Annotated in this window: 26 protein-coding genes and 1 tRNA gene; 6 read left to right on the top strand and 21 right to left on the bottom strand. The window is 30.7% G+C overall.

Features of this window, described 5'->3' with window-relative positions; translation table 11 throughout:
- Positions 1-63 precede the first annotated feature (63 nt).
- The 10 genes from H9I45_RS11785 to trhO all read right to left on the bottom strand — a co-directional run bounded on the left by H9I45_RS11785 (position 64) and on the right by trhO (position 10,698).
- On the bottom strand, positions 64-1,047 hold the full coding sequence (locus H9I45_RS11785; protein WP_088352726.1) for a DUF4837 family protein: 984 nt from the start codon (positions 1,045-1,047) through the stop codon (positions 64-66).
- Between the two features lie 3 nt (positions 1,048-1,050).
- Positions 1,051-2,532, bottom strand: coding sequence for a LysM peptidoglycan-binding domain-containing protein (locus tag H9I45_RS11780; RefSeq protein WP_088352725.1), 1,482 nt, complete (start codon positions 2,530-2,532; stop codon positions 1,051-1,053).
- 74 nt (positions 2,533-2,606) lie between these two features.
- Entirely contained in the window at positions 2,607-3,371 is a 765-nt protein-coding gene (locus H9I45_RS11775; RefSeq protein ID WP_088352838.1) for an exodeoxyribonuclease III, read from the bottom strand.
- Positions 3,372-3,420: 49 nt separating this feature from the next.
- A complete protein-coding gene (locus H9I45_RS11770; RefSeq protein ID WP_088352724.1) occupies positions 3,421-3,648 on the bottom strand; it encodes a hypothetical protein in 228 nt (75 codons plus the stop codon).
- A gap of 1 nt (position 3,649) precedes the next feature.
- On the bottom strand, positions 3,650-4,303 hold the full coding sequence (locus H9I45_RS11765; RefSeq protein ID WP_088352723.1) for a 3-oxoacid CoA-transferase subunit B: 654 nt from the start codon (positions 4,301-4,303) through the stop codon (positions 3,650-3,652).
- Positions 4,304-4,395: 92 nt separating this feature from the next.
- A complete protein-coding gene (locus H9I45_RS11760; protein WP_088352722.1) occupies positions 4,396-5,097 on the bottom strand; it encodes a CoA transferase subunit A in 702 nt (233 codons plus the stop codon).
- A gap of 59 nt (positions 5,098-5,156) precedes the next feature.
- Positions 5,157-7,427 (bottom strand): penicillin-binding protein 1A, encoded by a 2,271-nt coding sequence (locus H9I45_RS11755; protein ID WP_088352721.1) that lies wholly within the window; start codon positions 7,425-7,427, stop codon positions 5,157-5,159.
- A 1-nt stretch (position 7,428) separates the two neighbouring features.
- The gene (locus H9I45_RS11750; protein ID WP_088352720.1) at positions 7,429-7,932 is read right to left on the bottom strand and encodes a gliding motility lipoprotein GldH; all 504 of its coding nucleotides are present in this window, start codon (positions 7,930-7,932) and stop codon (positions 7,429-7,431) included.
- Positions 7,907-9,352, bottom strand: a complete 1,446-nt coding sequence (locus H9I45_RS11745) for a PSP1 domain-containing protein (RefSeq protein WP_088352719.1) — start codon at positions 9,350-9,352, stop codon at positions 7,907-7,909. The genes H9I45_RS11750 and H9I45_RS11745 overlap by 26 nt, the downstream gene beginning before the upstream one ends.
- A gap of 314 nt (positions 9,353-9,666) precedes the next feature.
- Positions 9,667-10,698 (bottom strand): oxygen-dependent tRNA uridine(34) hydroxylase TrhO, encoded by a 1,032-nt coding sequence (trhO, locus tag H9I45_RS11740; RefSeq protein WP_088352718.1) that lies wholly within the window; start codon positions 10,696-10,698, stop codon positions 9,667-9,669.
- Between the two features lie 387 nt (positions 10,699-11,085).
- Here trhO and H9I45_RS11735 point away from each other — a divergent pair, with 387 nt between their 5' ends.
- The 3 genes from H9I45_RS11735 to H9I45_RS11725 all read left to right on the top strand — a co-directional run bounded on the left by H9I45_RS11735 (position 11,086) and on the right by H9I45_RS11725 (position 14,080).
- Entirely contained in the window at positions 11,086-12,075 is a 990-nt protein-coding gene (locus tag H9I45_RS11735; protein ID WP_088352717.1) for an aspartate-semialdehyde dehydrogenase, read from the top strand.
- Positions 12,076-12,198: 123 nt separating this feature from the next.
- Positions 12,199-13,245 carry a ferredoxin--NADP reductase gene (locus H9I45_RS11730; protein ID WP_088352716.1) on the top strand — a complete coding sequence of 349 codons (1,047 nt, stop codon included), beginning with the start codon at positions 12,199-12,201 and terminating at the stop codon, positions 13,243-13,245.
- 169 nt (positions 13,246-13,414) lie between these two features.
- Positions 13,415-14,080 carry a LysE family translocator gene (locus H9I45_RS11725; protein ID WP_088352715.1) on the top strand — a complete coding sequence of 222 codons (666 nt, stop codon included), beginning with the start codon at positions 13,415-13,417 and terminating at the stop codon, positions 14,078-14,080.
- A 180-nt stretch (positions 14,081-14,260) separates the two neighbouring features.
- Here the strand turns inward: H9I45_RS11725 and H9I45_RS11720 are convergent, their stop codons facing one another.
- The 4 genes from H9I45_RS11720 to H9I45_RS11705 all read right to left on the bottom strand — a co-directional run bounded on the left by H9I45_RS11720 (position 14,261) and on the right by H9I45_RS11705 (position 19,060).
- Complete coding sequence (locus H9I45_RS11720) at positions 14,261-16,099, bottom strand: M1 family metallopeptidase (protein ID WP_088352714.1); 1,839 nt, start codon at positions 16,097-16,099, stop codon at positions 14,261-14,263.
- Positions 16,100-16,163: 64 nt separating this feature from the next.
- Positions 16,164-17,879 carry a S8 family serine peptidase gene (locus tag H9I45_RS11715; protein ID WP_088352713.1) on the bottom strand — a complete coding sequence of 572 codons (1,716 nt, stop codon included), beginning with the start codon at positions 17,877-17,879 and terminating at the stop codon, positions 16,164-16,166.
- Positions 17,880-17,894: 15 nt separating this feature from the next.
- Entirely contained in the window at positions 17,895-18,734 is an 840-nt protein-coding gene (locus H9I45_RS11710) for an MBL fold metallo-hydrolase (RefSeq protein ID WP_088352712.1), read from the bottom strand.
- A gap of 146 nt (positions 18,735-18,880) precedes the next feature.
- Complete coding sequence (locus H9I45_RS11705; RefSeq protein ID WP_088352711.1) at positions 18,881-19,060, bottom strand: hypothetical protein; 180 nt, start codon at positions 19,058-19,060, stop codon at positions 18,881-18,883.
- Between the two features lie 537 nt (positions 19,061-19,597).
- Here H9I45_RS11705 and H9I45_RS11700 point away from each other — a divergent pair.
- A complete protein-coding gene (locus H9I45_RS11700; RefSeq protein ID WP_228454889.1) occupies positions 19,598-20,740 on the top strand; it encodes a metallophosphoesterase in 1,143 nt (380 codons plus the stop codon).
- Positions 20,741-20,742: 2 nt separating this feature from the next.
- Here the strand turns inward: H9I45_RS11700 and H9I45_RS11695 are convergent, their stop codons facing one another.
- The 7 genes from H9I45_RS11695 to H9I45_RS11665 all read right to left on the bottom strand — a co-directional run bounded on the left by H9I45_RS11695 (position 20,743) and on the right by H9I45_RS11665 (position 24,438).
- Complete coding sequence (locus H9I45_RS11695) at positions 20,743-22,200, bottom strand: CotH kinase family protein (protein WP_088352709.1); 1,458 nt, start codon at positions 22,198-22,200, stop codon at positions 20,743-20,745.
- A gap of 89 nt (positions 22,201-22,289) precedes the next feature.
- Positions 22,290-22,360 (bottom strand) — tRNA-Cys (locus H9I45_RS11690).
- Between the two features lie 54 nt (positions 22,361-22,414).
- Entirely contained in the window at positions 22,415-22,795 is a 381-nt protein-coding gene (locus H9I45_RS11685; protein WP_088352708.1) for a VOC family protein, read from the bottom strand.
- Entirely contained in the window at positions 22,792-23,148 is a 357-nt protein-coding gene (folB, locus tag H9I45_RS11680; protein ID WP_088352707.1) for a dihydroneopterin aldolase, read from the bottom strand. The genes H9I45_RS11685 and folB overlap by 4 nt, the downstream gene beginning before the upstream one ends.
- The gene (locus H9I45_RS11675) at positions 23,149-23,577 is read right to left on the bottom strand and encodes a DUF2452 domain-containing protein (protein ID WP_088352706.1); all 429 of its coding nucleotides are present in this window, start codon (positions 23,575-23,577) and stop codon (positions 23,149-23,151) included.
- Between the two features lie 39 nt (positions 23,578-23,616).
- Entirely contained in the window at positions 23,617-24,000 is a 384-nt protein-coding gene (locus H9I45_RS11670; RefSeq protein WP_088352705.1) for a VOC family protein, read from the bottom strand.
- 222 nt (positions 24,001-24,222) lie between these two features.
- Positions 24,223-24,438 carry a zinc ribbon domain-containing protein gene (locus H9I45_RS11665; protein ID WP_088352704.1) on the bottom strand — a complete coding sequence of 72 codons (216 nt, stop codon included), beginning with the start codon at positions 24,436-24,438 and terminating at the stop codon, positions 24,223-24,225.
- 111 nt (positions 24,439-24,549) lie between these two features.
- Between H9I45_RS11665 and H9I45_RS11660 the strand changes: the two genes are divergently transcribed.
- Both H9I45_RS11660 and H9I45_RS11655 read left to right on the top strand, forming a co-directional pair.
- Positions 24,550-26,238, top strand: a complete 1,689-nt coding sequence (locus H9I45_RS11660; protein WP_088352703.1) for a glutamine--tRNA ligase/YqeY domain fusion protein — start codon at positions 24,550-24,552, stop codon at positions 26,236-26,238.
- Between the two features lie 44 nt (positions 26,239-26,282).
- Entirely contained in the window at positions 26,283-26,609 is a 327-nt protein-coding gene (locus H9I45_RS11655; RefSeq protein WP_088352702.1) for a DUF6370 family protein, read from the top strand.
- Positions 26,610-26,726: the final 117 nt, after the last annotated feature.

Below are 26,726 nucleotides of genomic sequence, written 5' to 3'. Positions count from 1 at the left end.
CAAAAAAAAACTCAAAAGAAATTCTTTTGAGTTTTAATTTATTTTTATAAAATATTAGTAAACTTATTTAATTTGCATCGATTTTCCAATCGCTTCTAATTCAAAAAGAAATGCTCTTTTATTTACTGAAGGTGCATATGTAAATCCTTCAAAAACAATTACTCTATTGTTCTTTTTATCAATTACAGAATAGTTTACAAATGGTCCTGCCATAAAATCGTTTTTTACTTCCCATTTACCTCTTGTTTCGTATGCTTTTTTACCAGCTAACTTTACTTCTGATGTAAAAGGAGTATAAGCTTCCTCTGTAATCATGTGCATTGTTTCTTGGTCTGAGCCAGGAATGTATTTTTCTCCAATACTGTCTCTAACAGAAACAATATTTTCTCCAACTTTTTCTTCATCTATTAAAGGAATAGAGTACACTAGAATATTATTACTACCTGTTTTAGCAATTCCGCTTGTTAAATGTTGTCTTAACCATAAAAACTCTCCTGTATCGTCTACAGTTTTAAAATTATCTGGAATGGTAAAAGAAACTCCTAAATTAGTTAGGGTTTTATAGTTGGCGTTATCAATTTTTCTAGAACTAAAAAGACCTTGCGTCATTTCTATATCCGATTCGATATACGCATCTAGTATTTGCTTTTCGTACTTTTTAAACATTTTAATTACACTTGCATCATCTGTACCATACACGTAAATTATAGTTTGTGGCTTTGCATAAACATTCTTTTTAATGTAAAATTTCTCTTGATCGCTTTCTCCAATTATTAAAATATTTCTATTCACTTTCATCATGCTACCAAAACCATTTGGTGCAATCTGAGATACAGATAATATTGGTTCTGGTTGTGGTAAACCTACCATTAACTCTCCAAACGAATTTCTAATTTCTTTTCCTAAATCTCCATTCCAATCGCTAGCTTTTGTAACGACCATAACTTTATTAATTTTTCCAACAGAGCCTCTTAAAACGAATTTATCGTTTCCTGTACAGGATAATAAAAATATTGAAATTGCAAAAAGTGTAAATATTTTTTTCATGATTTAGCTTTTATAAATTTTAAGTTTTGTTCCAGGTTTTAAACTTTTAACACTCCAAATATTGTTCCACTTTTTAATTTGGTCAATAGAAACATTTTTATATTTTCTTGAAATTATCCATAAAGAATCTCCTTTTTTAACTGTATAAGTTTCAAAATCTCCTTTTTTTGTGTTTTTTGAAGCTACCTTTTGAGAAGATTTTTTCGAAAAACTCTTTGCTATTGCTATCTTTTTAGGGTAAACACTTAATCTTTGCCCAATTTTTAAACGACTTGTTTTTAAACGATTCCATCTTTTTAAATCGCTTACTCGAACCCCAAATTTATTTGCTATTTTTCCTAAAAAATCTCCACTTCTTACTTTGTAACGGATTCTTTTATCCATCTCGAAATATTTTGGAAGCGGTTTTTCTCTTTTAGAAGCATCATTTTCTGCCAAAGCATAAATTTCTTGCTCTTTGTCTAAAAACTGAAACGTATTTTTTCTAGGTAACGTAAGCGAATAATTTTTTCCTACTACATAAGGAATTACATCTAATTTATAAGACGGATTTAATAATTGAATTAATTCTGAACTGATTCCAGTTGTTTCCGAAATTTGATCGAAAGTGATTGTTTTTTTTACATGAATGGTATCTGTTTCGAAATGACGAATTTGAGGTGCATCTGCAATTAACTCGTGTTCTTTTTGATATTCAAACAAATACATTGTCGCATAAAAAGCAGGAACATAACCTGCAGTTTCTCTTGGTAAAAAAGGACGAATATTCCAATAGTTCCTGTAACCTCCAGAACGTTTTATCGCTTTTGAAACGTTTCCAGGGCCTGAATTGTAAGCTGCTAAAGCCAAATCCCAATCTCCAAAAATATTAAATAAATCAGATAAATATTTACAAGCAGCAATCGTAGATTTTAATGGGTCTTGGCGCTCATCTACATAAGAACTTACCTTTAATTTATATTGAATTCCTGTTGCGTACATAAATTGCCACAAACCAGTAGCACCAACTCTCGATTTAGCTGTTGGATCTAAAGTAGATTCTACAATTGCCAGATACTTCATTTCTAATGGAATATCATATTGGTCTAAATGCTTTTCGAACATTGGAAAATAATATTCCGCTTTTGCCATTAATGCTGGATAATATCTTTTTCGATATTTTAAATACGATTTAATTACTTTTTCTAATGCAGGATTGTAAGCTAAATGAAATGGGGTTTTTGCATCTATTTTTTGAAGTCTTTCTTTTAAAATTTCTGTAGATAATTCAACAGAAGAAACATCTTTATCTACTGCATCTTTAAGAATATAAGTTGCAGTTTCGTATAAAGGAGACTTGTATTTAGAATTCATTAACAAACTATCAATCAAAACGATATCGTAATCTGAAAATAAATCTGCCTGTGTTATTTTTTGTGGAATTGAGTCGTTTTCTTGTGCTAAAATAGTTGCAGAAAACAATAAAAATATAATTATTTTTTTCATAAAATTAGTAATGTCTGGTAGAGCGCAGTTGAGACCTAAATATAACCTCTCGATTTCATTCGAGGAAACATTTTTTAATTTAAATCTAACTCAACAACAATTGGGCAATGATCGGAATGTTTTGCTTCAGATAAAATATACGCTCTCGAAATTTTGTCTTTTAACGGTTCTGTAACCATTGCATAATCCAATCGCCAACCTTTATTATTTGCTCTAGAATTTGCTCTGTAACTCCACCAAGAATATTGTTGCAAATCTTTATTTAAATGCCTAAAACTATCTATTAAACCAGAGTCTATAAAATTTCCAATCCATTCTCTTTCTACTGGTAAAAAACCAGAAACTCCTTTCATTTTTGGGTTGTGAATGTCTATTTCTTCGTGGCAAATATTATAATCGCCACAAATAACCAAATTCGGAATTTCTTGTCGAAGATCGTTAATGTATTCTTGAAATTCTGCCATAAAATTTAGCTTAAAATCCAATCTCTGTAGATTTGTTCCAGAAGGTAAATAGAGACTCATTATCGAAACTTCGTCGAAATCTATTCTAAGGTTTCTACCTTCGAAATCCATCGTTTCAATTCCTGTTCCAAAAACTATATTATTTGGTTTTTTCTTACTAAAAATAGCCACTCCAGAATATCCTTTCTTTTGTGCAGAATAAAAATAATTATATGGATAACCCGCTTTTTTAAAAGCTTCTAGATCTAATTGATCTTCTTGAGCTTTCGTTTCCTGAATGCATATTACATCTGGATTTGCAGCTTCTAACCAATCTAAAAATCCCTTTTTTATTGCTGCTCTAATTCCGTTTACGTTGTATGATATTATTTTCATTAAGCCCATCTTTATTTCTTCCTAAAGGGAAGAAAACTCATTCTCTAAATTATTCTATAATTACTGGTTTCTTTAAAAAAATCCAAGTAATCTGTTTTATTTTTCCAGTTTGCGTCTGAATTATTCTTTTTCTTGGTGAAATAATAAATGCCAAAACAGCACTAATTCCTCCTTTTAACACGAAATTATCTGTTTTATAAATTTGATCGAAAATCATCATAAATAAAACAATTAAAATTGGATAGATTAACCAATATATTTTTTTGAATAAATTCATTTTAAATATTCATTTCTGGTATTTCTCCATTTACAACCAAAGTTCCTTCTGTAGCGTTTTGAATTACTTCCACAGAAACTCCTGGGGCTCTTTCTAATAAGTGAAACTCATTATTTTTAACTTCTAAAACAGCTAAATTAGTAACCACTTTTGTTACGCAGCCAACACCTGTTAATGGAAGTGAGCATTTCTTCAAAATTTTAGATTCTCCACGTTTGTTTGTGTGCATCATTGCCACAATAATATTTTCTGCAGAAGCCACTAAATCCATAGCTCCACCCATTCCTTTCACCATTTTTCCGGGGATTTTCCAGTTGGCAATATCTCCATTTTCGGCAACTTCCATCGCTCCTAAAATTGTAAGATCTACGTGTTTACCACGAATCATAGCAAAACTCATAGAAGAATCGAAAAAACTTGCTCCTGGCATTGTTGTAATGGTTTGTTTCCCAGCATTTATAATATCTGCGTCTTCTTCGCCTTCGAAAGGAAAAGGTCCCATTCCTAAAACTCCATTTTCACTTTGAAATTCAACCTCAATATCATCTCGAACATAGTTAGCAACCAACGTAGGAATTCCAATTCCTAAGTTTACGTAAAAACCATCCTGAACTTCTTGTGCAATTCTTTTTGCTATTCCGTTTTTGTCTAACATAATTTTAATTTAATAATTACTGCGAAAACAGCAATCTATAATAAGGTATTAAATATATACAATGGATTCCTGCTTTCGCAGGAATGACAGACTTAATTTTTTTGTCTTACAGTTCTCTGTTCAATTCTTTTTTCATAATCTTTTCCTTGAAAAATACGTTGTACAAATATTCCTGGAATATGCACGTTGTTTGGATCTAACTCGCCAACCTCTACCATTTCTTCTACTTCTGCAACTGTAATTGTTGCAGCTCCACACATATTCGGATTGAAATTTCTTGAAGTTCCTTTAAAAACCAAATTCCCAGCTGCATCTCCTTTCCATGCTTTTACAAATGCAAAATCGGCTTTAAAAGCTGGTTCTAAAACGTACATTTTTCCATCGAATTCTCGTGTTTCTTTTCCTTCTGCAACTTCAGTTCCAAAACCTGCAGGTGTATAAAATGCAGGAAAACCAGCTTGTGCTGCTCTACATTTTTCTGCTAAAGTTCCTTGTGGCGTTAATTCTACCTCTAATTCTCCAGACAACATTTGTCTTTCAAATTCATCGTTTTCGCCAACGTAAGAAGAAATCATTTTTTTAATTTGCTTTCCTTGTAATAATAAACCTAAACCAAAATCGTCTACTCCTGCATTGTTAGAAATACAAGTTACGTCTCTAACATTTAGTTTTACCAATTCCGCAATTGTGTTCTCTGGAATTCCACACAATCCAAAACCTCCTAACATAAAAGTCATTCCACTTTTAACACCTTTTAATGCTTCTTGAACGTTCTCTACTTTTTTGTTAATCATATAATTTGTGTTTTATCTTTAAACAAACTCACGATTTAAAACTCTACATAAAATCAGAATTAAAAATCTGTATCTTCTTCAGGTACTTCTTCTTTATCTCCTTCTTTTTTAGCATCCTTACAATTTATATTGATAGATAAATTATCTGGCTTTTCGAAATCTTCCTTGCTTATTTTTAAGGTTTTATCTGCATAACATTTTTGCATAAATAAAGCCCAAGAAGGCAAAGACATGGTTGCTCCTTGTCCTTTTGCAATGCCTGCAAAATGCGTTGATCTATCTTCTCCACCCGTCCAAACTCCAGTTGCTAAATTCGGTACAATTCCCATAAACCAACCATCTGATTGATTTTGAGTGGTTCCTGTTTTCCCAGCAATTGCATTGGAAAATTTATAAGGATGTCCTGTAACATACCCTGGTTTTTTCCAAGGCAAACGCAAACGAACTCCAGAACCAGATTGTGTAACTCCTTCTAATAAATTTAAAACTACATAAGCAGATTCTTCACTTAAAACCTCTTTCGTTTCTGGCGTAAATTCTTCTAAAACGGTTCCATTTTTATCTTCGATTCTTGTAATTATCATTGGGCTAACTCGCAAACCTCTATTTGCAAATGTAGAATATGCACTTACCATTTCTAATAACGATAAATCTACAGCTCCTAAAGCAATTGAAGGATTTGCTGGAACATCGCTTTCGATTCCTGCTGCTTTAGCCAAACGCACCACATTTTCTGGAGTAACCATGTCAATTAATCTAGCAGACATTGTATTTACAGATCCTGCCAAACCATCTTTTAAAGTTAACATTCCTCCATATTGTTCTGTTGAATTTTTTGGTTGCCAATCTTCTGGAATTCCATATTTACCTTTAGGAATCATGTATGGTACATTCGGAAATTGATCGCAAGGAGATAACTTTAATTGATTAATTGCAGTTGCGTATACAAATGGTTTAAAAGTAGATCCTACTTGTCGTTTTTGTTGTTCTACAGCATCGAATTTAAAATGTTTGTAATTTACACCACCAACCCACGCTTTTATATGACCTGTTTGAGGTTCTATGGACAACAAACCAGATCTTAAAAAATATTTGTAATATCTAATTGAATCTATTGGCGACATAATTGTATCTATATCTCCTTTGTAAGAAAACACCCTCATTTTAGTTTTCTTTTTGAATACTTCATTTATATATTTCGAAGGTTTTCCTGCAATCTTTAAGCGTTTATATCTGTCGGAATTTTTCTTTCCTCTTTCTAAAATTGCATTGATATCACTTTTTTCGATATCGTAAAAAGGCGCAGTTTTATTTTTTTCTTGCTCTTTAAAAAAATAGTTTTGCAAATTTGCCATGTGTTCTTGTACAGCTTCTTCTGCATATTGTTGCATTCTAGAATCTATGGTTACATAAATTTTTAAACCATCTTTAAAAATATCGTATTCTTCGCCACTTGGTTTTGGATGACTTTGCACCCATTTTCGCATTACTTTTTGTAAATGTCCTCTAAAATAAGTGGCATAACCTTCATTATGACTTTCTGGAGTATAATTAATGTCTAATGGTAATTGTTGTAATGAATCTTTTTCGATTTCTGTAATAAAACCACTTCTATTGGTTTGTTTTAAAACTACGTTTCTACGTTGTTTTACTTTCGCTTCTCTTCTTAAAGGATTAAAATAAGAAGAATTTTTTAACATCCCTACTAACATAGCAGACTCTTCCAATTTTAATTCTTTTGGTTCTTTTCCAAAGTAAATTCTTGCAGCTGAACGAATACCAACTGCCTGATTTAAAAAGTCGTACTTATTTAAGTACATTGCAATAATTTCTTTCTTAGTGTATTGTCTTTCTAATTTTGTAGCAACTACCCATTCTTTTACTTTTTGAAAAACTCTTACTATTTTATTTCTTGACTTCTCTCCAGTAAATAGCATTCTCGCCAACTGTTGTGTAATTGTACTTGCACCACCACTTCCTGGTTTTAAAACTGCTCTTGCAGTTCCTCTAAAATCTATTCCAGAATGCTCGTAAAAACGCTCGTCTTCTGTTGCTACCAGAGAATTTACCAAATTTTGAGGTAATTCGTTATAATGTATTGGAGTTCTATTTTCTGTAGCATATTTACCAATTGTTTTTCCATCTATAGAAATAACTTCTGTTGCTAAGTTTGTTTCTGGATTTTCTAAATCTTCGAAAGTTGGTAAAGCTCCTAACCAACCCCAAGAAGCAAATAAAAATAATAATATTAAGAATCCAAAGCCTCCTAAAACGATTCCCCAGAACCATTTTATGTATTTTTTAAAATTTGTTGTTTTTACTTTTGCCATTTTATTCGTTTATTCTTTCAATACTAAACCCAACATCTGTAATTCCTTCTAAAAAAGGTATTGGATTTACTTCGCCATTTTTTCTCATTGCCTGTCGAATATTAAATTGATATTCTCCGGAAATGGGAAATATTTTATTTTCTTTATAAAATAATTTGTTGTCTTTTATTTCTGTAAATCCGTTTCCTAAAAAATGTCCTGAAACATCTGCCATTTCATATTGCAAAGTATCTACAACTTCTGTTCCATTTGGAAACATTAATTCTGTGATTACATACAAATTACTAAACTCAAAATCGTTGTTATTTCTTATGTTGATAAACAAATTTTTCTCTTGAATTGTATCTTTTACATCAAAGGTAAAAAACACCTTTTCATTTGCTTTCCAAGAACCATTTTCTATTGATTTATATTGATTAAATTCTGTTTTTCCATCACAAGAAATTAGAAAAATCGATATTATAACTAGAAAAAGGACTTTATTTCTTTTCGGAATCCCCAGCATTGTTCGGATTATTATTTTTACGATTTCTATTATTTCTTCTTGGTTTGTTTGTCTTTTTTACTTCACCTTTTGGTTGACTTTCATCTGATTTTGCATTCGGATTTGGCCTTGGTCTAGGTTTAGGTTTTGGCTTTCCGTTTTCAGCTTTTGGCTGATTTTGTTTTGCATTCGGGTTTGGTCTTGGTTTCGGTTTTTGCTGTTGTTTTGCAGCAGGTTTCCTATTCTGATTAGGATTCGGCTGCTTTTTATTTGCAACTGCTCCAACAGGTTTTTTCTTATTTTTATTTCTGTTGTTTCTTCTACGCTTGCTCGTTTTTGGAACATCGAAACGTGTTAAACTATCTTGCCCAACTGCGTCTTCGAAATCTACTTTTACAGGAACCTCAACATCCGATTCATATTCTTCTAACGTTGCAGATTTCTCGTTATTTTTATTCAAGTCGATAATTTCTAAAACTTGATCTAAAGTCAAACGAAACCATTTGAAACGCTCTTCTTTGTAGGTGTACCAAAGATGTTGTTTAAAAATATCCATCTTTACAAAAACAGCTTCTCCTTTTTCTGTTTTTAAAACTAAATCTTGTTTTGGAAACGTTTTTAAAGCATCTAAATACGTGTCTAATTCAAAATTTAAACAGCACTTTAATTTTCCACATTGTCCTGCTAATTTCAGCGGATTTAAAGACAATTGTTGATAACGAGCAGCAGACGTAGATACTTTTCTAAAATCTGTTAGCCAAGTCGAACAACACAACTCTCTTCCACAAGAACCAACACCACCTAATCTGGCTGCTTCTTGTCTTGCACCTACTTGTTTCATTTCTACACGAATAGAAAATGCACTTGCAAAATCTCTAATTAACTGTCTAAAATCTACACGAGTATCTGCTGTATAATAGAAAGTAGCTTTGTTTCCATCTCCTTGATATTCTACATCCGAGAGTTTCATTTGCAAACCTAAACGTCCTAAAATTTCTCTTCCTCTTCTTTGTGTTTCTTCTTCTTTAGCTCTAGATTGTTGCCAAATATCGATATCTCTTTGACTCGCTTTCCTGTAGATTTTCTTAACATCTTCGTGATCTTCAGTAATTTTGCGCTTTTTCATTTGCACTTTTACCAATTCTCCTGCTAAAGAAACTGTACCAATATCGTGTCCTGGAGATCCTTCCACAGCAACAATATCGCCCATTGTTATGGTTAAATTATCTGGATTTTTATAAAAATGTTTCCTTCCGTTTTTAAAACGTACTTCGAAAATATTAAATCTTTCTTGTCCACTTGGCAACGTCATATTAGACAACCAGTCGAAAACGGCTAATTTATTACTACCACTTCCACAGGTTCCACTACCACAATTACCATTACTCTTACATCCTTTTGGTACGCCATTTTCTGTTGTACCACAACTTCCACATGCCATGTAATTTTATATTTTTAGAAAAGCTCGAAGCTTTTTACTGTTCATAATTTTGATTATCAGATGGATATAAATACACTATCTCATCTTCACTAATCTGTAAATATACGCATTCTCGAAGAATGATAAAACAGCTAAATAAAAGTTATTAAAATTGTCTTTTGTTGCTTAATTATATAGCAAAAGTAGTTTGGAAATTTAATTAATTATTATGCTTTTTAGAATTTGCGCTAATTGAATTAGAATTCGTATTGTTTATTTAAGACAAAAAAAAGACCTCAAAAATTGAGGCCTTTTAATTTGTATTTATTGTTGAATTACTTCTTAAACTTTAAAACTTCGCTTCTACCTTTTTTGAAAATTTTATTGCTATTTCCTTTTCCTTTTCGAAGTTCTTTTTGCTCTTCAAAAGACAATTGAATTATTTCTTGACAATCTGTAGAACAAGTGTTTTCCATGGCTTCTGAACATTCGTCACACTGTATAAATAATAAGTGACAAGCCTCGTTTGCGCAGTTTGTATGTTCGTTACAAGGTTTTCCACATTGGTGACAATTAGAAACTACATCGTCTGTAATTTTTTCTGCTCTTCTATGATCGAAAACAAAGTTTTTACCTATGAATTTATTTTCTATTCCTTCGTCTTTTACTTGACGTGTGTATTCTATAATTCCGCCTTCTAATTGAAAAACGTTTTTAAAACCTTTGTGTTTGTAGTATGCTGATGCTTTTTCGCAACGAATTCCGCCAGTACAATACATCAATAAATTTTTGTCTTCTTTATTGTCTTTTAAATCTTCTTCGATAATATCTAAAGAATCTCTAAACGTATCTACATCTGGGGTTATGGCGCCAGAAAAATGCCCAATTTCACTCTCATAATGGTTTCGCATATCTACACAAACTGTATCAGGATTTGCCAACATTTCGTTAAACTCCTTTGCATTTAAATGTACTCCTTTGTTGGTAACATCAAACGTTTCGTCGTTTAAACCATCTGCGACAATTTTGTTTCTAACTTTTACTTTTAGTTTTAAAAACGACTTGTTGTCTTGCTCAACAGCAATATTTAAACGGATATCTTTTAGAAAAGAAATGCTGTCTAATTGGTCTTTTAAGGCGTATAAATTTTCTGATGGAACAGATAATTGTGCATTTATACCTTCGTAAGAAACATAAATTCTACCTAAAACGTCTAAAGCGTTCCATTCTAAAAATAATTTGTCTCTAAATAATTGTGGATTTTCTATCTTGTAATATTGATAAAAAGAGATTGTGAGGCGGTCTTTACCAGCTTCATCAATTAATGCAGCGCGTTCTGTAGCGCTTAACTTATTGTACAGTTGCATGCTATACTTTTTTAGTTAATGATTGATTTTATTGGTGCAAATCTACTGATTTTAGATGAAATTATATCAATTCAAGGAAGAATGATCAAGCAATTTATATATTAAAAAAGAGATTACTATGTTCCTCGCAAAAATGTTAGCAAACTGGTTTAGCCCAGATTGAACGGTTTGTTTGAGCTCTTTTTTGCTTTTTCTGCAAAAAAAGCGAGTAGTGAAAGCTGGAAATGGCTTCAAAAAATAATTTTATATCAATTTGTTGAAAATTAAACATCAGGAAAATAGTTGCTATATTTTTAAACTTTAATTGATTTATAACGTTTTATGTAATTTAGTTCATCCTTTTTTTTAGGATATTTGCAGCACGAAAAATAAATTAAATTTTAGGCAATGAAAATAGCTGTTGTTGGTGCAACTGGAATGGTGGGCACAGTAATGTTGAAAGTTTTAGAAGAACGTAATTTACCAATTACGGAATTAATTCCTGTAGCTTCTGCAAGATCTGCTGGAAAAAAATTAGCGTACAAAGGAAACGATTATACCGTTGTTACTTTAGAAGATGCATTAAAAATGAAGCCAGATTTAGCATTATTTTCTGCTGGAGGAGACACTTCTTTAGAATGGGCACCTAAATTTGCAGAAGTTGGTACAACTGTTATCGACAATTCTTCTGCTTGGAGAATGGACCCAACTAAAAAGTTGGTGGTTCCTGAAATTAATGGTGACGTTTTAACTGCGGATGATAAAATTATTGCGAATCCTAATTGTTCTACAATTCAGTTAGTGGCAGCTTTATCTCCTTTGCATTTAAAGTATAAAATGAAACGTGTGGTTATTTCTACATATCAATCTGTTTCTGGTACTGGTGTAAAAGCAGTGCAGCAATTAGATAATGAAGAAGCTGGAATTGATGGAGAAATGGCATATCCTCATAAAATTGGTAGAAATGCATTGCCTCATTGTGACGTTTTTTTAGAAAACGGATACACAAAAGAGGAAATGAAATTGGTAAAAGAACCAAAGAAAATTTTACGTGACGATTCTTTTTCTGTTACTGCAACTGCTGTTAGAATTCCTACTGCTGGAGGACATTCTGAAGCTGTAAATGTTCAGTTTCATAATGATTTCGATTTAGATGAAGTTCGTAAAATTTTATCTGAAACAGAAGGTGTTATTGTGCAAGACGATTTAGCGAACAACGTGTATCCTATGCCAATTAATGCACATAATAAAGATGAAGTTTTTGTTGGTAGAATTAGAAGAGACGAATCTCAAGAAAATACCTTAAATTTGTGGATTGTTGCAGATAACTTAAGAAAAGGTGCTGCTACAAACACAGTTCAAATAGCTGAATATTTAGTAGAAAATAATTTAGTTTAAAATATTTTGAGTTTTACTTGTCATTTTGAGCGAAATGAAATGAAGTCGAAAAATCTTAATATAGATGGTTTTTAGATTTCTCCACAAGGTCGAAATGACACCATACTTTTTTAAAATCATAAAATGGCAACATTTCACAAAGTAAACATACAAGAAATTAAACACGAAACCGCAAATGCGGTTTCTGTTTTATTTAAGATTCCCGAAAATTTAAAAGAAGCTTTTAATTTTACTGCTGGGCAATATATTACACTACAAAAAGAAATTAATGGAGAAGAAATTCGAAGAGCATATTCTATTTGTTCGACTCCCAAAAGTGGCGAAATTAGAGTTGCCATAAAAGCTGTTGAAAATGGAACTTTTTCTGTATTTGCAACCTCTGGTTTAAAAGCTGGTGATGTAATTGAAATTTCTGAACCTGAAGGACGTTTTTTATTAAATGCAGATGTAAATAAAAATTACATTGCTTTTGCTGCTGGTTCTGGAATTACACCAATTTTGTCAATGGTAAAAACGGTTTTAGAAACGGAATCAACTTCTAAATTTACCTTAGTTTATGGAAATAAAACTGCTGCAGATACTATTTTTTATGATGAATTAAATTCATTAAAAGAAACATATTCAGATAGATTTAAATTGCATTATATCTTCAGTAGAGAGGAAGTAAAAAATCAATTGAGAGGAAGAATTGATGAAAGTGTAACCAATTATTTCGTTAAGAATATGTATAGAGAACTTTCTTTTGATGCCGCTTTTTTATGTGGGCCAGAAGAAATGATTAATGAGGTTTCTAAAACTTTAGAAAACAACAATATCCCGAAAGAAAATATTCATTTTGAGTTGTTTACAACTTCTGTTGATGAGGAAGCTTTATCTGAAGTAAAAGAAGGAACTACTGAAATTACTGTACTTTTAGATGATGAAGAAACTACTTTTATAATGCAACAAACAGACGATATCTTGGCCGCAAGTTTGCGCAACGATTTAGATGCACCTTATTCTTGCCAAGGTGGAGTTTGTAGTTCTTGTATGTGTAAAGTTACTGAAGGGAAAGCTGTAATGGTTAAGAATTCTATTTTAACGGATGGCGAAATTGCAGACGGTTTAATTTTGGCTTGCCAAGCACACCCAACAACTGCGAAAATTACTATTGACTTTGATGATGTTTAAAATGGTTTAACTTTGTAATTGTGTAATTATTTTGGTTACTCGAAAATAACAATTGTTTGAATAAAAACTTGGTTACAACTAATTTTTAAAACTAAATTCTGCCCTAAATATTAAATCAAAAAACGAAATAGATTTTAATGGTCTATAAAATTCCGTATTTTTGTAAACTATGGATATTTACGACTTTAAGAATGCTTTTTTAATAGGTTTTTTCATGGCATTTATGATTGGACCTGTTTTTTTTATGCTGATTCAAACCAGTATTTTAAAAGGAGCAAGAGCAGCAATTGCTTTTGATATTGGCGTTCTTTTAGGAGATGTTTCTTTTATCTTAATTGCTTATTATGGAAGTAGGTCTTTGTTAGAAAAAATAAAAGACGATCCTCGTTTGTTTTTTATTGGTGGCTTGGTTTTAATTATTTATGGCTTAATTACTTACTTAGATAAATCCAATAAAAAAGAAGCTCTTGAAACTTCGAAATTGGTAGATGTTCCTATAAAAAACAACTATTTAAAATTATTTATAAAAGGTTATTTCTTAAATTTTATTAATATTGGTGTTTTGGCTTTTTGGCTAGGAACTGTATTGGTTATTGGCCCAACTTTAGACATGAATCAGAGTGCTATTTTCTCTTATTTTGGTGTTATTTTATTGGGTTATTTTGCAACAGATATTGGTAAAATTCTTTTAGCAAAACAACTAAAAAGCAAAATGACTCCTTTAGTTGTTTATAAAGTAAAAAAAGTTATGGGAATTCTTCTAATTGTTTTTGGCTTTTTATTAATGTTAAAAGGTTTTATTCCAAACGAAAGAATTGATGAGTTTTTACATTAGAAAAGCATTGAACTTAATATTAGTAGAGCCAAGATTGCTTCGCTTTTAGAAACAAGAAACACGACTTTATTCTTGTACTGAAAACCAATAGAAAGATTTTTCACCTAAATAATTAATAAAAAAGACCTCACAAATTTTTTAAAATCTGTGAGGTCTTTATATTTTAGAAAAATTCTTTCTCTATTTGTAAACGTTATTCTCTAAATTAACATCTGCCATTAATTTACTTTTATCAATTTCAACAGATTTTACTGTTTTTGCAGTTGTAAAAGAATAAGTTGGCATTGCCCAACCCCAATCTTCTAAAATAGTAGCTGTTGTTGGTTTGTGGCCTCTCATCATTCTTAATGGAATATTAAAACTTTGTGTAGAACCATCTGTATAAATTACTTCTAAATCTACTGGCATTGGCATTTGTCCAATTCTTTCTAAAGTTATTGTTTTTCCAATTACAGATTTAATTCCATAGTCGATAGTGTGTATTGTTTGTGTCCATTCGTTTAAATACCAATCTAAATGAATTCCAGAAACTTTTTCCATAGAACGTTTTACATCATTTGGTGTTGGGTGTTTAAAACTAAAATCGTTAAAATATTTTTTAAGTCCTTTCGCAACATTTTCTTCGCCAATTACATATTCTAATTGAGACAAAAACATACTTCCTTTGCCATAACTTCCTGTACTATATGCGGCATTTGTATTATACCTATCTGCATGTGTTGTTAAAGGTTCTTCTATATTATTTTTTACTAAATAATTATATCCTCTATATGGGCCTGCATTTGGATTTTTATCTCCTCTTTTTAAAATTTCATAAGAAGCTTTGTTAGAAATATAAGAAGTAAAACCTTCGTCCATCCAAGGATGCTTACTTTCGTTAGTTGCTAACAAAAACTGAAACCAAGTGTGTGCCATTTCGTGAGCTGTTACTCCAAAAAGACTCCCAAAACTTCTTTGTCCTGTGATTAACGTAGACATAGCATATTCCATGCCTCCATCTCCACCTTGTATTACAGAGTATTGTTTGTATGGATATTTACCAACGTGTTTACTAAAATACGCCATTAATTCGGCTGTTGGTTCTTGTAAATCTTTCCAGTTTTTTAAATATTTAGCATCTAATGTTTTCTTATACAAGAAGTGTAAATCGATACCAACAGGCATTTTTAAAACATCGTGATTATAATCTGGATCTGCTGCCCATGTAAAATCGTGCACATTTGGTGCTTTAAAATGCCAAGTTAATTCATTTGCATTTGGAATATTTAAAGGTTTCGATTTATCTTCATAACCATGTCCTATTTCTTGTGGATTTTGTAAATATCCTGTTCCACCAACTACATAATTTCTGTCAATCGTTAATTTTACATCAAAATTTCCCCAAACTCCATGAAATTCTCGAGCAATATATGGTGGTGTATGCCAACCTTCGAAATCGTATTCTGCCATTTTTGGATACCATTGAGACATAGATAAGGCAACACCTTCTTTATTATCTCTTCCTGTTCTACGAATTTGTACTGGAACTTGCGCATCGAAATCCATATCGAAAGTAACACTTTCTCCGGATTTTATTGGGTTGTTTAGTGTTACTTCTAAAATTGTACCCACAGTTTTATAGGAAATTGCAGCTCCATTTTGTTTTAAAGAATTTACTTTAATATAACCTATTTCATTAGGTTGTAATTTGCTTATTCTATCTCTAACTCTTCTATCTGGATCTTTTATATTTAAAGATCTTACGTCCATTTGAGAACCTGGCTGAAATGCATTAAAATATAAGTGATAATACACTTTATCTAATTCGTCTGGAGAATTATTTGTGTACACCGCTTTTTGCTTTCCTTTATATTGATGGTTTTTTACATCCATATCAATATCCATCTTGTAATCTATATGCTGTTGCCAATATGTGGTGAACTTTGCACTGTTTTTATGTTCTTTATTGTGCACTTCCTTAGAGTTCGCACAAGAAGCTAACAATACTAAAAAGCTCCCTAAAAAGAGTAATTTTTTCATATTAATAATTATTTAGTTTGATATAAAAATAAAAAACAGCGAAGTAATTATCGCTGTTTTAAATTTATTTTTTTCCGTTTACAATTCTATCCGCCATTTTTAAAGCGTTATAAGCATTTACAACTCTACCAGAAACAGATAGATCTGAAAAAGGAACTTTCTCTCCATCTGGTTTTTCTCTTGATTGAGAACCTGGTTTTACAACATCAAAATTAATTGCAATTCCAGAATTCATTAAAATGTGTTTTACTTGGCTTGCAGATAATTGTGGATAATAAGAACGAACCAAAGCTGCAACTCCTGCTGCAGATGGTGCTGCCATAGAAGTTCCACTGTTAAAAGCATATTTATTTGCGGGCATTGTTGCATAAATATCTACTCCTGGAGCAAAAACATCTACATTCTTTTTTCCGTAATTAGAAAAAGAAGCTGGTAAGTTTTCGTTATAATTTAAACTCATAGCTCCAATCGTTAAAACATTGTCCGAAATTTCGTTTATTAAATCTTCAGAATCGTTTGGGTACGTTCTTACTTCGTCTATATTATTTCCATCATTACCAGCAGCATTAACTATTAATACATCTTTTTCTCCTGCATATTTAATAGCATTATAAACCCATTGTTTGTGTGGTGAATACGCTTTTCCAAAACTCGTGTTAATTACTTTTGCTCCATTATCTACTGCGTATCTAATTCCTAAAGCTACATCTTTATCATGCTCATCTCCATCTGGAACTACACGAACTGTTAATATTTGTACATTATTAGCAACTCCATTTACTCCTCTACTGTTATTTCTAGAAGCCGCTACAATTCCTGCAACATGGGTTCCATGACTTTCTAATTCTTTAGAACCAATTACATTATTATTTCCATAATCTGTATCTGTAATATCATTTAAGTCGTCTCCTAAAGATTGACGAGCATTAAAATCTAACTCGTAACTTTTAGATCTTTCTTTACCAGATTTATAATCCATTAATTGCTTTTTATAATCTAAAAGCCCAGCTTCTGTCATTCCTCTTCCTAGAATGTTTGCAACATCTGCAATTTGGGCAGCCAATTTCGGGTCATTAGGTTTTGTACTCTTTAAGTCTTCTGCAGTAATATCTTCTTTACCAACAAACTTCTTAACATCGTTAAAATTTTGCTCTAGTTGGTTTAATCTTTCTGCAGTTTTCTTTAATCCTTCCAACTCTTGTTTGTGAGCTTCAACAGATTTCGTGTACTTTTCTTTTAATTTTAAATATTGTTCGAATTCGGCTTTGTCTGCATCTGCTATTTCAGAGGCTTTTTTGTCTCCGAATTTCTCCATTCCATTCTTTACAATTCTTGTTAACTCTAACTGATCTGCATTTACGATTCTACCATCTTTACTTCCTAGGAAATTCCAACCATGTATATCGTCTGCGAAACCATTATTATCATCATCTTTATTGTTTCCTTTAATTTCGTTTGGATTTGTCCAAGCAACATTTTTTAAATCTTCGTGTTCTACATCTACTCCAGAATCTGCAATAGCCACAATTACTGTAACTCCTTTTTTATTCTGAATAAATTGGTACGCTTTATCGATACTCATTCCTGGAATAGAATCTGTTAACAAATCTAAATGACTCCAAGTTTGTCTCTCGTTTTCTGATAATGCTCCCTTTTTTGCAGGAATATTTATTACATTATCTGTTCCACTAGGAACTGGAATTGTGGATACTGAAGTTTTACAACTTGCTAAAAAAATACCAGCTGCAGCTGTAAAAATAATTGGTTTTAATACTCTCATCTCTCTTTTCTATTATTAAAATATGTCTGTAAATTTATGTGTGTTTTTTAATCGAACTCCTTTTTCTGTATGCTGTACTGTACAAATTTCGTTGTTTGCATCGTGTTCTAAGAAAAGGAAGTAATTATTATCTGCCGCTTCATTTAAAAAAACTTCTTTTTCTTTAATGGTTAGCAAAGGTCTTGTATCATAACCCATTACATATGGCAAAGGAATGTGCCCAGTTGTTGGTAATAAATCTGCCATAAAAACAATAGTTTTGTCTTTATAAGTCAGTTTTGGTAGCATTTGTTTTTCTGTATGACCATCCATAAACAAAACATCGAAACCTATTTGATCTTTTGCATTTCTATGAATAAAATTTAATTGACCACTCTCTTTTATTGGATTTATATTTTCCTTTAAAAACGATGCTTTTTCTCTTGGATTTGGTTCTGTTGCCCATTTCCAATGATTGTCGTTAGACCAAACTTTTGCATTTTTAAAAGCAGGAACTAACAAACCCTCTTTATTTCTTTCAATTACTCCTCCACAATGATCGAAGTGTAAATGTGTTAAAAAAACATCGGTAATATCGTCTTTATGAAAACCTAGTTTTTTGAGTGAATCATCCAAGGAAAAATCGCCAAATAAGTAGTAATAACCGTAAAACTTATCTGATTGTTTAGAACCTAAACCAGTATCAATTAAAATTAATCGATTTCCATCTTCAATAAGCATGCAACGCATACTCATATCTATTAAATTATTGGAATCTGCAGGATTTGTTTTTTGCCAAATTGTTTTTGGAACAACGCCAAACATGGCACCACCATCTAATTTAAAATTTCCTGTTTCTATTGGATAAATCTTCATATTTATAAAACTAAAAATCATTAAAAATTATTTATAAAAATAAAGATTTAATGATTTATAAAATCGTAAAACACAAAGTTTTAAATTTTGTGGATTACAAAGATGAAGAAAATATAATGATTTTCTGTTAAGAAATATCTAATACTTTAAGATGTATAGCTAGGCTTTTCTGCTGTTTTATTGATTTTAAGTTTACTTAAAAATTTAGAAAGTTTTAAAATCACGAAAACGCTAATTGCAAGTCCTGCAACTACCAATATCAATTGAGTATCTAAAAAGTTTTCTGTTGTAGAAACTGGATCTGGTGGTAAAATTTGTAAAAACATTGTTTGTAGTTTTAAAGTTGGTTCATCAAAAGTATTAGAGATTAGAAATTAAAACTCTTATTTTTCGATAAATGGCATTCTTATTTCGTTGAAATGTAACTTATTAACTTTAAACCTTTTACTCTTTTACTGTTATTTCATGCTGAATTTCATTCCCAAAATTATCGGTAACAGAAATTATATAAGTTCCTAATGTAGAATCTATTGCCATATTATGAACCTCTTTTGTTGCAATAACAAATTCGTTATTTACATACCAAAATAAAGTGGCTTCTTTGTTTGGCCAATCCTGAAATAAGGCTTTAATTATCTTAAAAATTGATTCATTAGAATTAGCAGAGAATTAATGTTGTTTTCTAAGTAATTATTTATTTTCATAAATTTTAACATCAAAAAACTTAATTAAAGTGAATAGCTATGTATTTTTATAAAATTGAAAATCACAAAAAAAATCATTTTTGAATCTTGAAAAAATTAATGGGCATTAAATTCTTAAAAAAAAACTATCTATTTCTCCATTGCTTAGTAATATTCTTTTTGTTTATTTCTAAAAGTAACTGTTTTGCGCAAAAAGAAAGCACCCAGAAATTACAAAAAAAAGATAGTATTTATAAAGCTAAAATTAAGAAGAAAAAGAAAAGTATACCAAAATATTCAGGCAATGATGGGCCTTATATAATTAATGATACTTTATTTCAAGTAGATTCAAAAAATAGACTAATTATAATCCCTAAATTTAATAAAGATTCCATAATTGTTCGTGTTGATAATAAGGAAAAAGATAAATTTTCTATTTCACTAAAAAATAAATATAGTATTCCAAAAACCAACTACAGTTTACCAAAAAAAATGGTAGTAATATCTGATATTGAAGGAAATTATAATGCCTTTTCAGGTTTTTTATTTGCCAATAAATTAATTGATAAAAACCATAATTGGATTTATGGTGATGGTCATTTAGTTTTAGTTGGAGATTTTTTTGATAGAGGTAAAAATGTAACTCAAGTTTTATGGTTGATTTACAAATTGGAGCAACAAGCAAAAAAACAAAATGGGATTGTACATTTTATCTTAGGTAACCATGAAATAATGAATTTTAATGGCGATTACAGATATAACCACAAAAAATACCTAAAAGTCGCCCAAGAAATAAGTCAAATTAAAAAGAAGAAAGAAGCTTTAAAATATCTGTATTCTACAAATTCTGAACTAGGAAAATGGTTAAGAACAAAAAATATAATCGAAAAAATTGGTGATTTTGTTTTTGTGCATGCAGGCTTAAACCCTAATATATTAAACTTTAAGTTAAGTTTAAGAAAGATAAATAATATTGCACGTTTAGAGTTTCGAAATAAGAAAAAAACCAGCAACAGCAGTACTAAATTTCTCTTTGGTTCCAAAGGACCTTTTTGGTATAGAGGTCTTTTTTTTAAGACAAGAAATTATGAGAAAATAACTTCATTAGAACTTAATAATGTTTTAGATTATTATAAAGCAAAAAAGATTGTTATTGGGCACACACATGTTAAAAATGTAACAACAGATTTTAATGGTAAAGTAATTAAAACCGACGTAATTCATGGTAAAGAAAAATTTTCAAGTAAAACCCAAGGTTTATTAATTGAAAATAATAAAGAATTTATAATTGATGCGAACTTTACAAAGAAACCTTTAAAGTAGTTCTATAATTTATTAAACTGATTATCAAGATAAATTAACCTTTCTGTTAACCATTTTTCAAGAAATTTATAGTGATCTTCATTTGAAGTTTCATTTAATTTATTTTTCCAAACTAATTGTTCACGCTCGTAAATTTTTTCATCAGTAAAACGATTATAAATCTTATTAATGTTAGAAAACAAAGCTTCGTTACTAAATTCTTTGGCTCTTAATTCAGTCCATCTTTTTTTTACTTTTTCTTTATAACCATTAGGATTCGTTTCTATTAATCTCTTTAGAAGACCATTTTGAAGAACTCCATCAGTTTCTAAAGTTGTTAATCCATCAATTACAACTCCAAAAGAACCATCTAAATCCCAAGGAATAAAAAAATACGGTTCGTTTTTATCGTATTTTCCTAAATAATAATTTTTACCTAAATTATCCGTTGTTTTTAGTAAATTAACGAACAAATAATAATCTATGGCATTCGAAAGTTGAAACTTATTTTCTATATTTTTTACAAAATCTTCATCAGAACCATGAACTACTAAGTTAGAAAATTCAGCTAAGTTCTTCCAACTAAACTCATTAATATCTGATGGATAACGAGTTGCCCAACCATTCCAAAATATTGTTTTATCGTCGTATTTTTCAGGAGATTTCGTAAAATCTGGCCCACCTTTGTAGGAGTTTGCTTTAAATAACTCGCCTTTAATTATGTTTTTTTCTTTCTTTTTTAACTTTAATTGTTTTCTATCTACAGATTCCGAGAGTTGATAAATACCATAATATGTGTTATTTTGAAACAACTCTACGAATTTAACTCTAAAAGTACTTTTTGCTTTAGGTTCTTTTTTCAAGTAGTAAGGTTTATGAATTTCGTTCCATAAATTTGTCGCAACAAAAGATCGTAAGCGCAAAGGTTCGTTAAAAAGACCATCTAAAATCCAATCATCATCAGACCTTAGGTTAGCGAATTTTATATCTTTTTGCACGCGAGTAATGCTGTCTTTCCAGAACTCTAAATCGAACGATTTTTTAGGAAATGAGAGAGATAAATTCCCACGATATCTTACACCTCCAGTGCTTTTAATATAATTTTTATCATTAAAAAAAGTGAAATAAAATGGTAATTTAAAAACGTTACTCATTTTAGAAGTATCTACTGTTAAATGAACTAACGGAAGTTTGGTAATGTATAATTTGTAATTTTCTTCGTTTGAAACTACACTACTATTCTTGTATGAAAGACTTTGAATTGTAGTTTCTTTTAATTTATAGTTTTTATTAAATTTTATAGTATTCCCATTTTTATTTGCAGTCTTTATAGCATCTAAATCTGTAATATGCCAAACAATTATTTTGTTTTTAGTATCCACACCAAAACTACCTTTTTCTGCTACTAATTCTTGAGCTAATAAACTTGTATTAAAACAAACAGTAATTAGCAAGCATATATTAAATAAAAGTGGTTTCATATAAATCTATTATGTGTACTGCTAATTTAGGATAATAAAATAAGTTTTTACAAATAAAAAAACGTTTCAATTTCTTGAAACGTTTTTAGAGGTGTCTAGCGGATTCGAACCGCTGTACATGGTTTTGCAAACCATTGCCTAGCCACTCGGCCAAGACACCTTTTATATTCGGATTGCAAATTTACGCAAATTTACAAGTATTGCAAGTATTTTTTTATGTTTTGATTTTCCAAGGTGGATTTATTCTATTTTCTCCACCATAAAACAATATAAGTTGATTCCCATCTAAATCTTTTAATCTTGCTTCTCTCCATAACCAATTTTTATCCTCTGGTTTTTTATCAAATTGAATTCCTTCTTCAATTAAACTATCTACTTTTTTGTCTAAATTTTCACATTCAAAATAGATATAAATTCCGTCTCCTTTAGGAAGTTCTTTAACTTTATGAATTGAAAAAGTAGAGCCTCCATTGGGACAAACAAATCTTGCATAATTTGGTAAAGCTTCAACAATTAACTCTAAACCTAACTTTTGATAAAAAAGAATCGATTTTTCTAAATCTAATGATGGAACCGTAATTTGATTTAAGTTCATCGTTTTTTGGTAAGAATTATTACCACTTCTTCTACATTCCCCCCAATTGGTGGGTTAATTTTAGAAACTGAAACTGTTGCTTTTTTTATCATTCTTATTTCTCTAAAAAAACGATCTAAAATTCGTTGTGCAACTTGCTCTAATAACTCCGAACGTATTGCCATTTCTTCTTTTACAATATAATTTAAATGAACATAATCTACAGTATCTGCTAAATCGTCTGTTTTTGCAGATTTTTTTAGATTGGCTTTTACTTCGACATCTACTCTATACTCACTTCCAATTTTTGCTTCTTCTTCTAAACAGCCGTGAAAAGCGTAGAGTTTTATATTATTTACTTTTATAATTCCCATTTATTCTTCTTGATTTGAAGTTGATTCTATTTTTTCCCACATTTTATCGGTATTTAGTCTGAATGATCCTAAATACTCAAAACTGCATTGTTCTGGTTCTATAATAGACAAAAATGGTTCGCCATTTTTGTTATTGTATAAATGATAATTTTCTCCAAAAATTGGCTCGAAACTAAATTTAGCATTGTAAATTAAATCGTTATACTGAAACTTTTCCATTAAAGATTCGTACTCTTTTTTAACCTCGTCGAACTTCGATTTTAGTTGTTTGTTTACTCGCTGAATTCCGTCATTTTTCCAACTTGCAGTATTTAATGGTTTAATTACTGGCGAACTTGAGGATGTTCCATAAGGTTTTATAGAAGCATCGTATTTTTGTGTTTCCTCATTAAAAACGACTAAATCTGGTTTTTTTTCCTCTTTTTTCATTGTTTGCAAATTTACTTTAAAAACAAGTTATTGTTTTTATTAAATAGCATTATTTACTTCAATCCAATAGCCATTTGGGTCTTGGAAATAAAATTGTTGAATTCCGTCTTTTCTTATATAATCTTTGTTTGCTGTATTTTTCCAATCGGAATATTCTATTTTTAATTCTTTTAAATGTTGAATGAATGTCTTTAGATCTGAAGTTGCTAAAGCGAAATGAACTGCTTTATTTGTCTTAACTTCTAAATTTGGACGAGGAATTAAATGCAATTGCTTTCCTTCACCTAAAGAGAGCCATCTTGTTTTAGAATTAGATGCTGTATTCTCAATTTCTTTAAGTTGGAAGACTTTTTGATAAAAAGCAACAGATTCATCGACATTTTTTACTGAAAGTGCTATGTGATCTAATAAAAAGGAAGGCATATGTATTTTTTAATAATGCAAAAATACAACAATAAATAAGTAGTAAAACTTCCTTTTAGAAAACTTTAACTGGTAAAAATGCCTGCGTTAGCGATTACTCATGCTTTAATATTTCTTTTGAAATCGTGAGTGCTTCGCAGTTGAAATGACATCCTTTTTTATTTCTTTTCTGAAATAAAAAGATACAATGGAAAGCGCGACCTGAAAGGGAACGCCCTAAAATTAATTGGTAAAAAAGTCGAATACGTTACTAATTGCGCTGGTTTTGGTTTTGTAAAATTCTGTGTAGGTACAAAGTTCGCATGTTACGCTGGTGTATTTCTGATTTTGAACATCGAAAATTTTTGATAACGTTCCGCCAGTTGCACGCATTTGTCCTAATTTATAGGTTTTGCAATTGCATTTCGGACACGTGTAATTTCTAATTTGATCGCTCATAATAATTGGTGTTTATTTATTAGTAGCATAAAATCTAATTTTGTTACAAAACTCTCAATAGCAATCAAGTATTTTGCGTAATTTTGTGTTCTAATTTTTTCAATTAAAACAATGTCTGAAGAGAAGAAATCGCTCAATTTTTTAGAGCAAATTATTGAAGAGGATTTGGCTAATGGAATGCCAAAAGAGAATTTACGGTTCCGTTTTCCACCAGAACCAAATGGATATTTACATATTGGTCATACAAAAGCAATCGGTATTAGTTTCGGTTTAGGGCAGAAATATAATGCGCCTGTAAACTTGCGTTTCGATGATACAAACCCTGCAAAAGAAGAGCAGGAATATGTAGATGCTATTAAGAATGACGTTTCTTGGTTGGGCTATAAATGGGCGGAAGAATGTTATTCTTCAGATTATTTTCAGCAATTATATGACTGGGCAGTTTTATTGATAAAAGATGGTAAAGCGTATGTAGATTCTCAAACATCTGAAGAAATGCGCTTACAAAAAGGAACGCCAACTCAAGTTGGTACAAACAGTCCTTTTCGCAATAGATCTGTGGAAGAAAACTTGGAATTGTTTCAAGGAATGAAAGATGGAAAATTTAAAGAAGGAGAACATACTTTACGTGCAAAAATAGACATGGCAAGCGATAACATGCTAATGCGAGATCCATTAATGTACAGAATTATGTTTAAAGATCATCACAGAACTGGTTCTGATTGGTGTATTTATCCAATGTACGATTGGACGCATGGAGAAAGTGATTATTTAGAGCAAATTTCGCATTCTTTGTGTTCTTTAGAGTTTAAACCTCACAGAGAATTATACAATTGGTTTAGAGATAATGTGTATGAATATAGTAAAGATTCGTACCCAAATCCGCCAAAACAACGTGAATTTTCTCGTTTGAATTTGAGTTACACAATTATGAGCAAACGTAAATTGTTGACTTTAGTTGAAAACGGAATCGTTTCTGGTTGGGACGACCCAAGAATGCCAACAATTTCTGGATTAAGAAGACGTGGTTACACACCTGCTTCTATTAGAAGTTTTGTAGAAACAGTTGGTGTTTCTAAACGTGAAAATATAATTGATGTCGCGCTTTTAGAGTTTAAAATCCGTGAAGATTTAAATAAAACTGCAAAAAGAGTAATGGCAGTTTTAGATCCTGTAAAGGTGGTAATCACAAATTATCCTGAAGGAAAAGAAGAAATGTTAGATGCCAATTATAACGATTATGAAGAAGGTTTTGGAAGCAGAGAAGTTCCATTTTCTAGAGAGATTTATATAGAAAGAGAAGATTTTAGAGAGGAAGCAAATAAGAAGTTTTTCCGTTTGAAATTAGGAAGTGAAGTGCGTTTAAAAAATGCGTATTATATTAAAGCTGAAAGTTGTACAAAAGATGCAGATGGAAATATTACTGAAATTCAGTGTACATATGATCCATTAACAAAATCTGGAATGGATACTGAAGAAAGTAAACGTAAAGTAAAAGGTACTTTGCATTGGGTTTCTGCTAAACACGCTATTAATGCAGAAGTGAGAGCGTATGACAGGTTGTTTTTAGATGAAGCACCAGATTCGCATAAAGACAAAGATTATATGGAATTTATTAACCCTGATTCTTTAGAGATTATTAATGCTTATTTAGAGCCAAGTTTACAAACTGCAGAAATTGGCGAGCGTTTTCAGTTTCAACGTTTGGGGTATTTTAATGTTGATGATGATTCTACTACCGATAAATTGGTTTTTAATAAAACTGTTGGATTACGTGATTCTTGGAGCTCTAAAAAGTAGAAAGTATTCAGTTGGAAGTTCGAAAATAATTTAAATATATAATTATGAAAAAATTACTTTTTTTATCCCTATTTATGATTGCTTTTTCTTGTGGAAATAAGAAAGAAGTAACACAAGTTGCAGAAGTTTCATGTGGACAATGTCAATTTGATTTAGATTCTGAAGATGGGTGCAGTTTAGCGGTTCGTTTAGACGATAAAGCTTATTTTGTTGATGGTTTTAATATCGACGATTTTGGAGATGCTCATGATGAGAAAATCGGTTTTTGTAACGTAGTTCGTAAAGGAGAAATTACTGGCGAAGTTGTTGATGGAAGATTTGTTGCAAGTTCTTTGAAGTTGGTGGATTCTGAAAAGAAACAAAAACATTAAAACAAGAATTATAAGAGGTTAAAAAAAAATTCTGTTTGTTCAGGAATGACAAAAAAGAAAATCCGATGAAAATTAAATTTTTATCGGATTTTTATTTGACTGACAACTGAATACTAA

Source organism: Polaribacter haliotis, assembly GCF_014784055.1.
Taxonomy (GTDB): domain Bacteria; phylum Bacteroidota; class Bacteroidia; order Flavobacteriales; family Flavobacteriaceae; genus Polaribacter; species Polaribacter haliotis.
The sequence above is the reverse complement of the archived record's forward strand: the minus strand, read 5'-3'. Positions and strand labels throughout refer to the sequence as shown.

Bases quoted from the DNA above. Each gene is read 5' to 3' on its own strand.
- H9I45_RS11735 (WP_088352717.1), top strand. From the start codon at position 11,086: ATGAAAATAGCTGTTGTTGGTGCAACTGGAATGGTGGGCACAGTAATG.
- H9I45_RS11780 (WP_088352725.1), bottom strand. From the start codon at position 2,532: ATGAAAAAAATAATTATATTTTTATTGTTTTCTGCAACTATTTTAGCA.
- H9I45_RS11775 (WP_088352838.1), bottom strand. From the start codon at position 3,371: ATGAAAATAATATCATACAACGTAAACGGAATTAGAGCAGCAATAAAA.
- H9I45_RS11710 (WP_088352712.1), bottom strand. From the start codon at position 18,734: ATGAAGATTTATCCAATAGAAACAGGAAATTTTAAATTAGATGGTGGT.
- H9I45_RS11745 (WP_088352719.1), bottom strand. From the start codon at position 9,352: ATGGCATGTGGAAGTTGTGGTACAACAGAAAATGGCGTACCAAAAGGA.
- trhO (WP_088352718.1), bottom strand. From the start codon at position 10,698: ATGCAACTGTACAATAAGTTAAGCGCTACAGAACGCGCTGCATTAATT.
- folB (WP_088352707.1), bottom strand. From the start codon at position 23,148: ATGGGAATTATAAAAGTAAATAATATAAAACTCTACGCTTTTCACGGC.
- H9I45_RS11760 (WP_088352722.1), bottom strand. From the start codon at position 5,097: ATGATTAACAAAAAAGTAGAGAACGTTCAAGAAGCATTAAAAGGTGTT.
- H9I45_RS11695 (WP_088352709.1), bottom strand. From the start codon at position 22,200: ATGAAACCACTTTTATTTAATATATGCTTGCTAATTACTGTTTGTTTT.
- H9I45_RS11750 (WP_088352720.1), bottom strand. From the start codon at position 7,932: ATGCTGGGGATTCCGAAAAGAAATAAAGTCCTTTTTCTAGTTATAATA.
- H9I45_RS11725 (WP_088352715.1), top strand. From the start codon at position 13,415: ATGGATATTTACGACTTTAAGAATGCTTTTTTAATAGGTTTTTTCATG.
- H9I45_RS11720 (WP_088352714.1), bottom strand. From the start codon at position 16,099: ATGAAAAAATTACTCTTTTTAGGGAGCTTTTTAGTATTGTTAGCTTCT.
- H9I45_RS11675 (WP_088352706.1), bottom strand. From the start codon at position 23,577: ATGAAAAAAGAGGAAAAAAAACCAGATTTAGTCGTTTTTAATGAGGAA.
- H9I45_RS11785 (WP_088352726.1), bottom strand. From the start codon at position 1,047: ATGAAAAAAATATTTACACTTTTTGCAATTTCAATATTTTTATTATCC.
- H9I45_RS11705 (WP_088352711.1), bottom strand. From the start codon at position 19,060: ATGTTTTTACAAATTTTACCACCAGATCCAGTTTCTACAACAGAAAAC.
- H9I45_RS11655 (WP_088352702.1), top strand. From the start codon at position 26,283: ATGAAAAAATTACTTTTTTTATCCCTATTTATGATTGCTTTTTCTTGT.
- H9I45_RS11665 (WP_088352704.1), bottom strand. From the start codon at position 24,438: ATGAGCGATCAAATTAGAAATTACACGTGTCCGAAATGCAATTGCAAA.
- H9I45_RS11670 (WP_088352705.1), bottom strand. From the start codon at position 24,000: ATGCCTTCCTTTTTATTAGATCACATAGCACTTTCAGTAAAAAATGTC.
- H9I45_RS11685 (WP_088352708.1), bottom strand. From the start codon at position 22,795: ATGAACTTAAATCAAATTACGGTTCCATCATTAGATTTAGAAAAATCG.
- H9I45_RS11770 (WP_088352724.1), bottom strand. From the start codon at position 3,648: ATGAATTTATTCAAAAAAATATATTGGTTAATCTATCCAATTTTAATT.
- H9I45_RS11755 (WP_088352721.1), bottom strand. From the start codon at position 7,427: ATGGCAAAAGTAAAAACAACAAATTTTAAAAAATACATAAAATGGTTC.
- H9I45_RS11660 (WP_088352703.1), top strand. From the start codon at position 24,550: ATGTCTGAAGAGAAGAAATCGCTCAATTTTTTAGAGCAAATTATTGAA.
- H9I45_RS11715 (WP_088352713.1), bottom strand. From the start codon at position 17,879: ATGAGAGTATTAAAACCAATTATTTTTACAGCTGCAGCTGGTATTTTT.
- H9I45_RS11765 (WP_088352723.1), bottom strand. From the start codon at position 4,303: ATGTTAGACAAAAACGGAATAGCAAAAAGAATTGCACAAGAAGTTCAG.
- H9I45_RS11730 (WP_088352716.1), top strand. From the start codon at position 12,199: ATGGCAACATTTCACAAAGTAAACATACAAGAAATTAAACACGAAACC.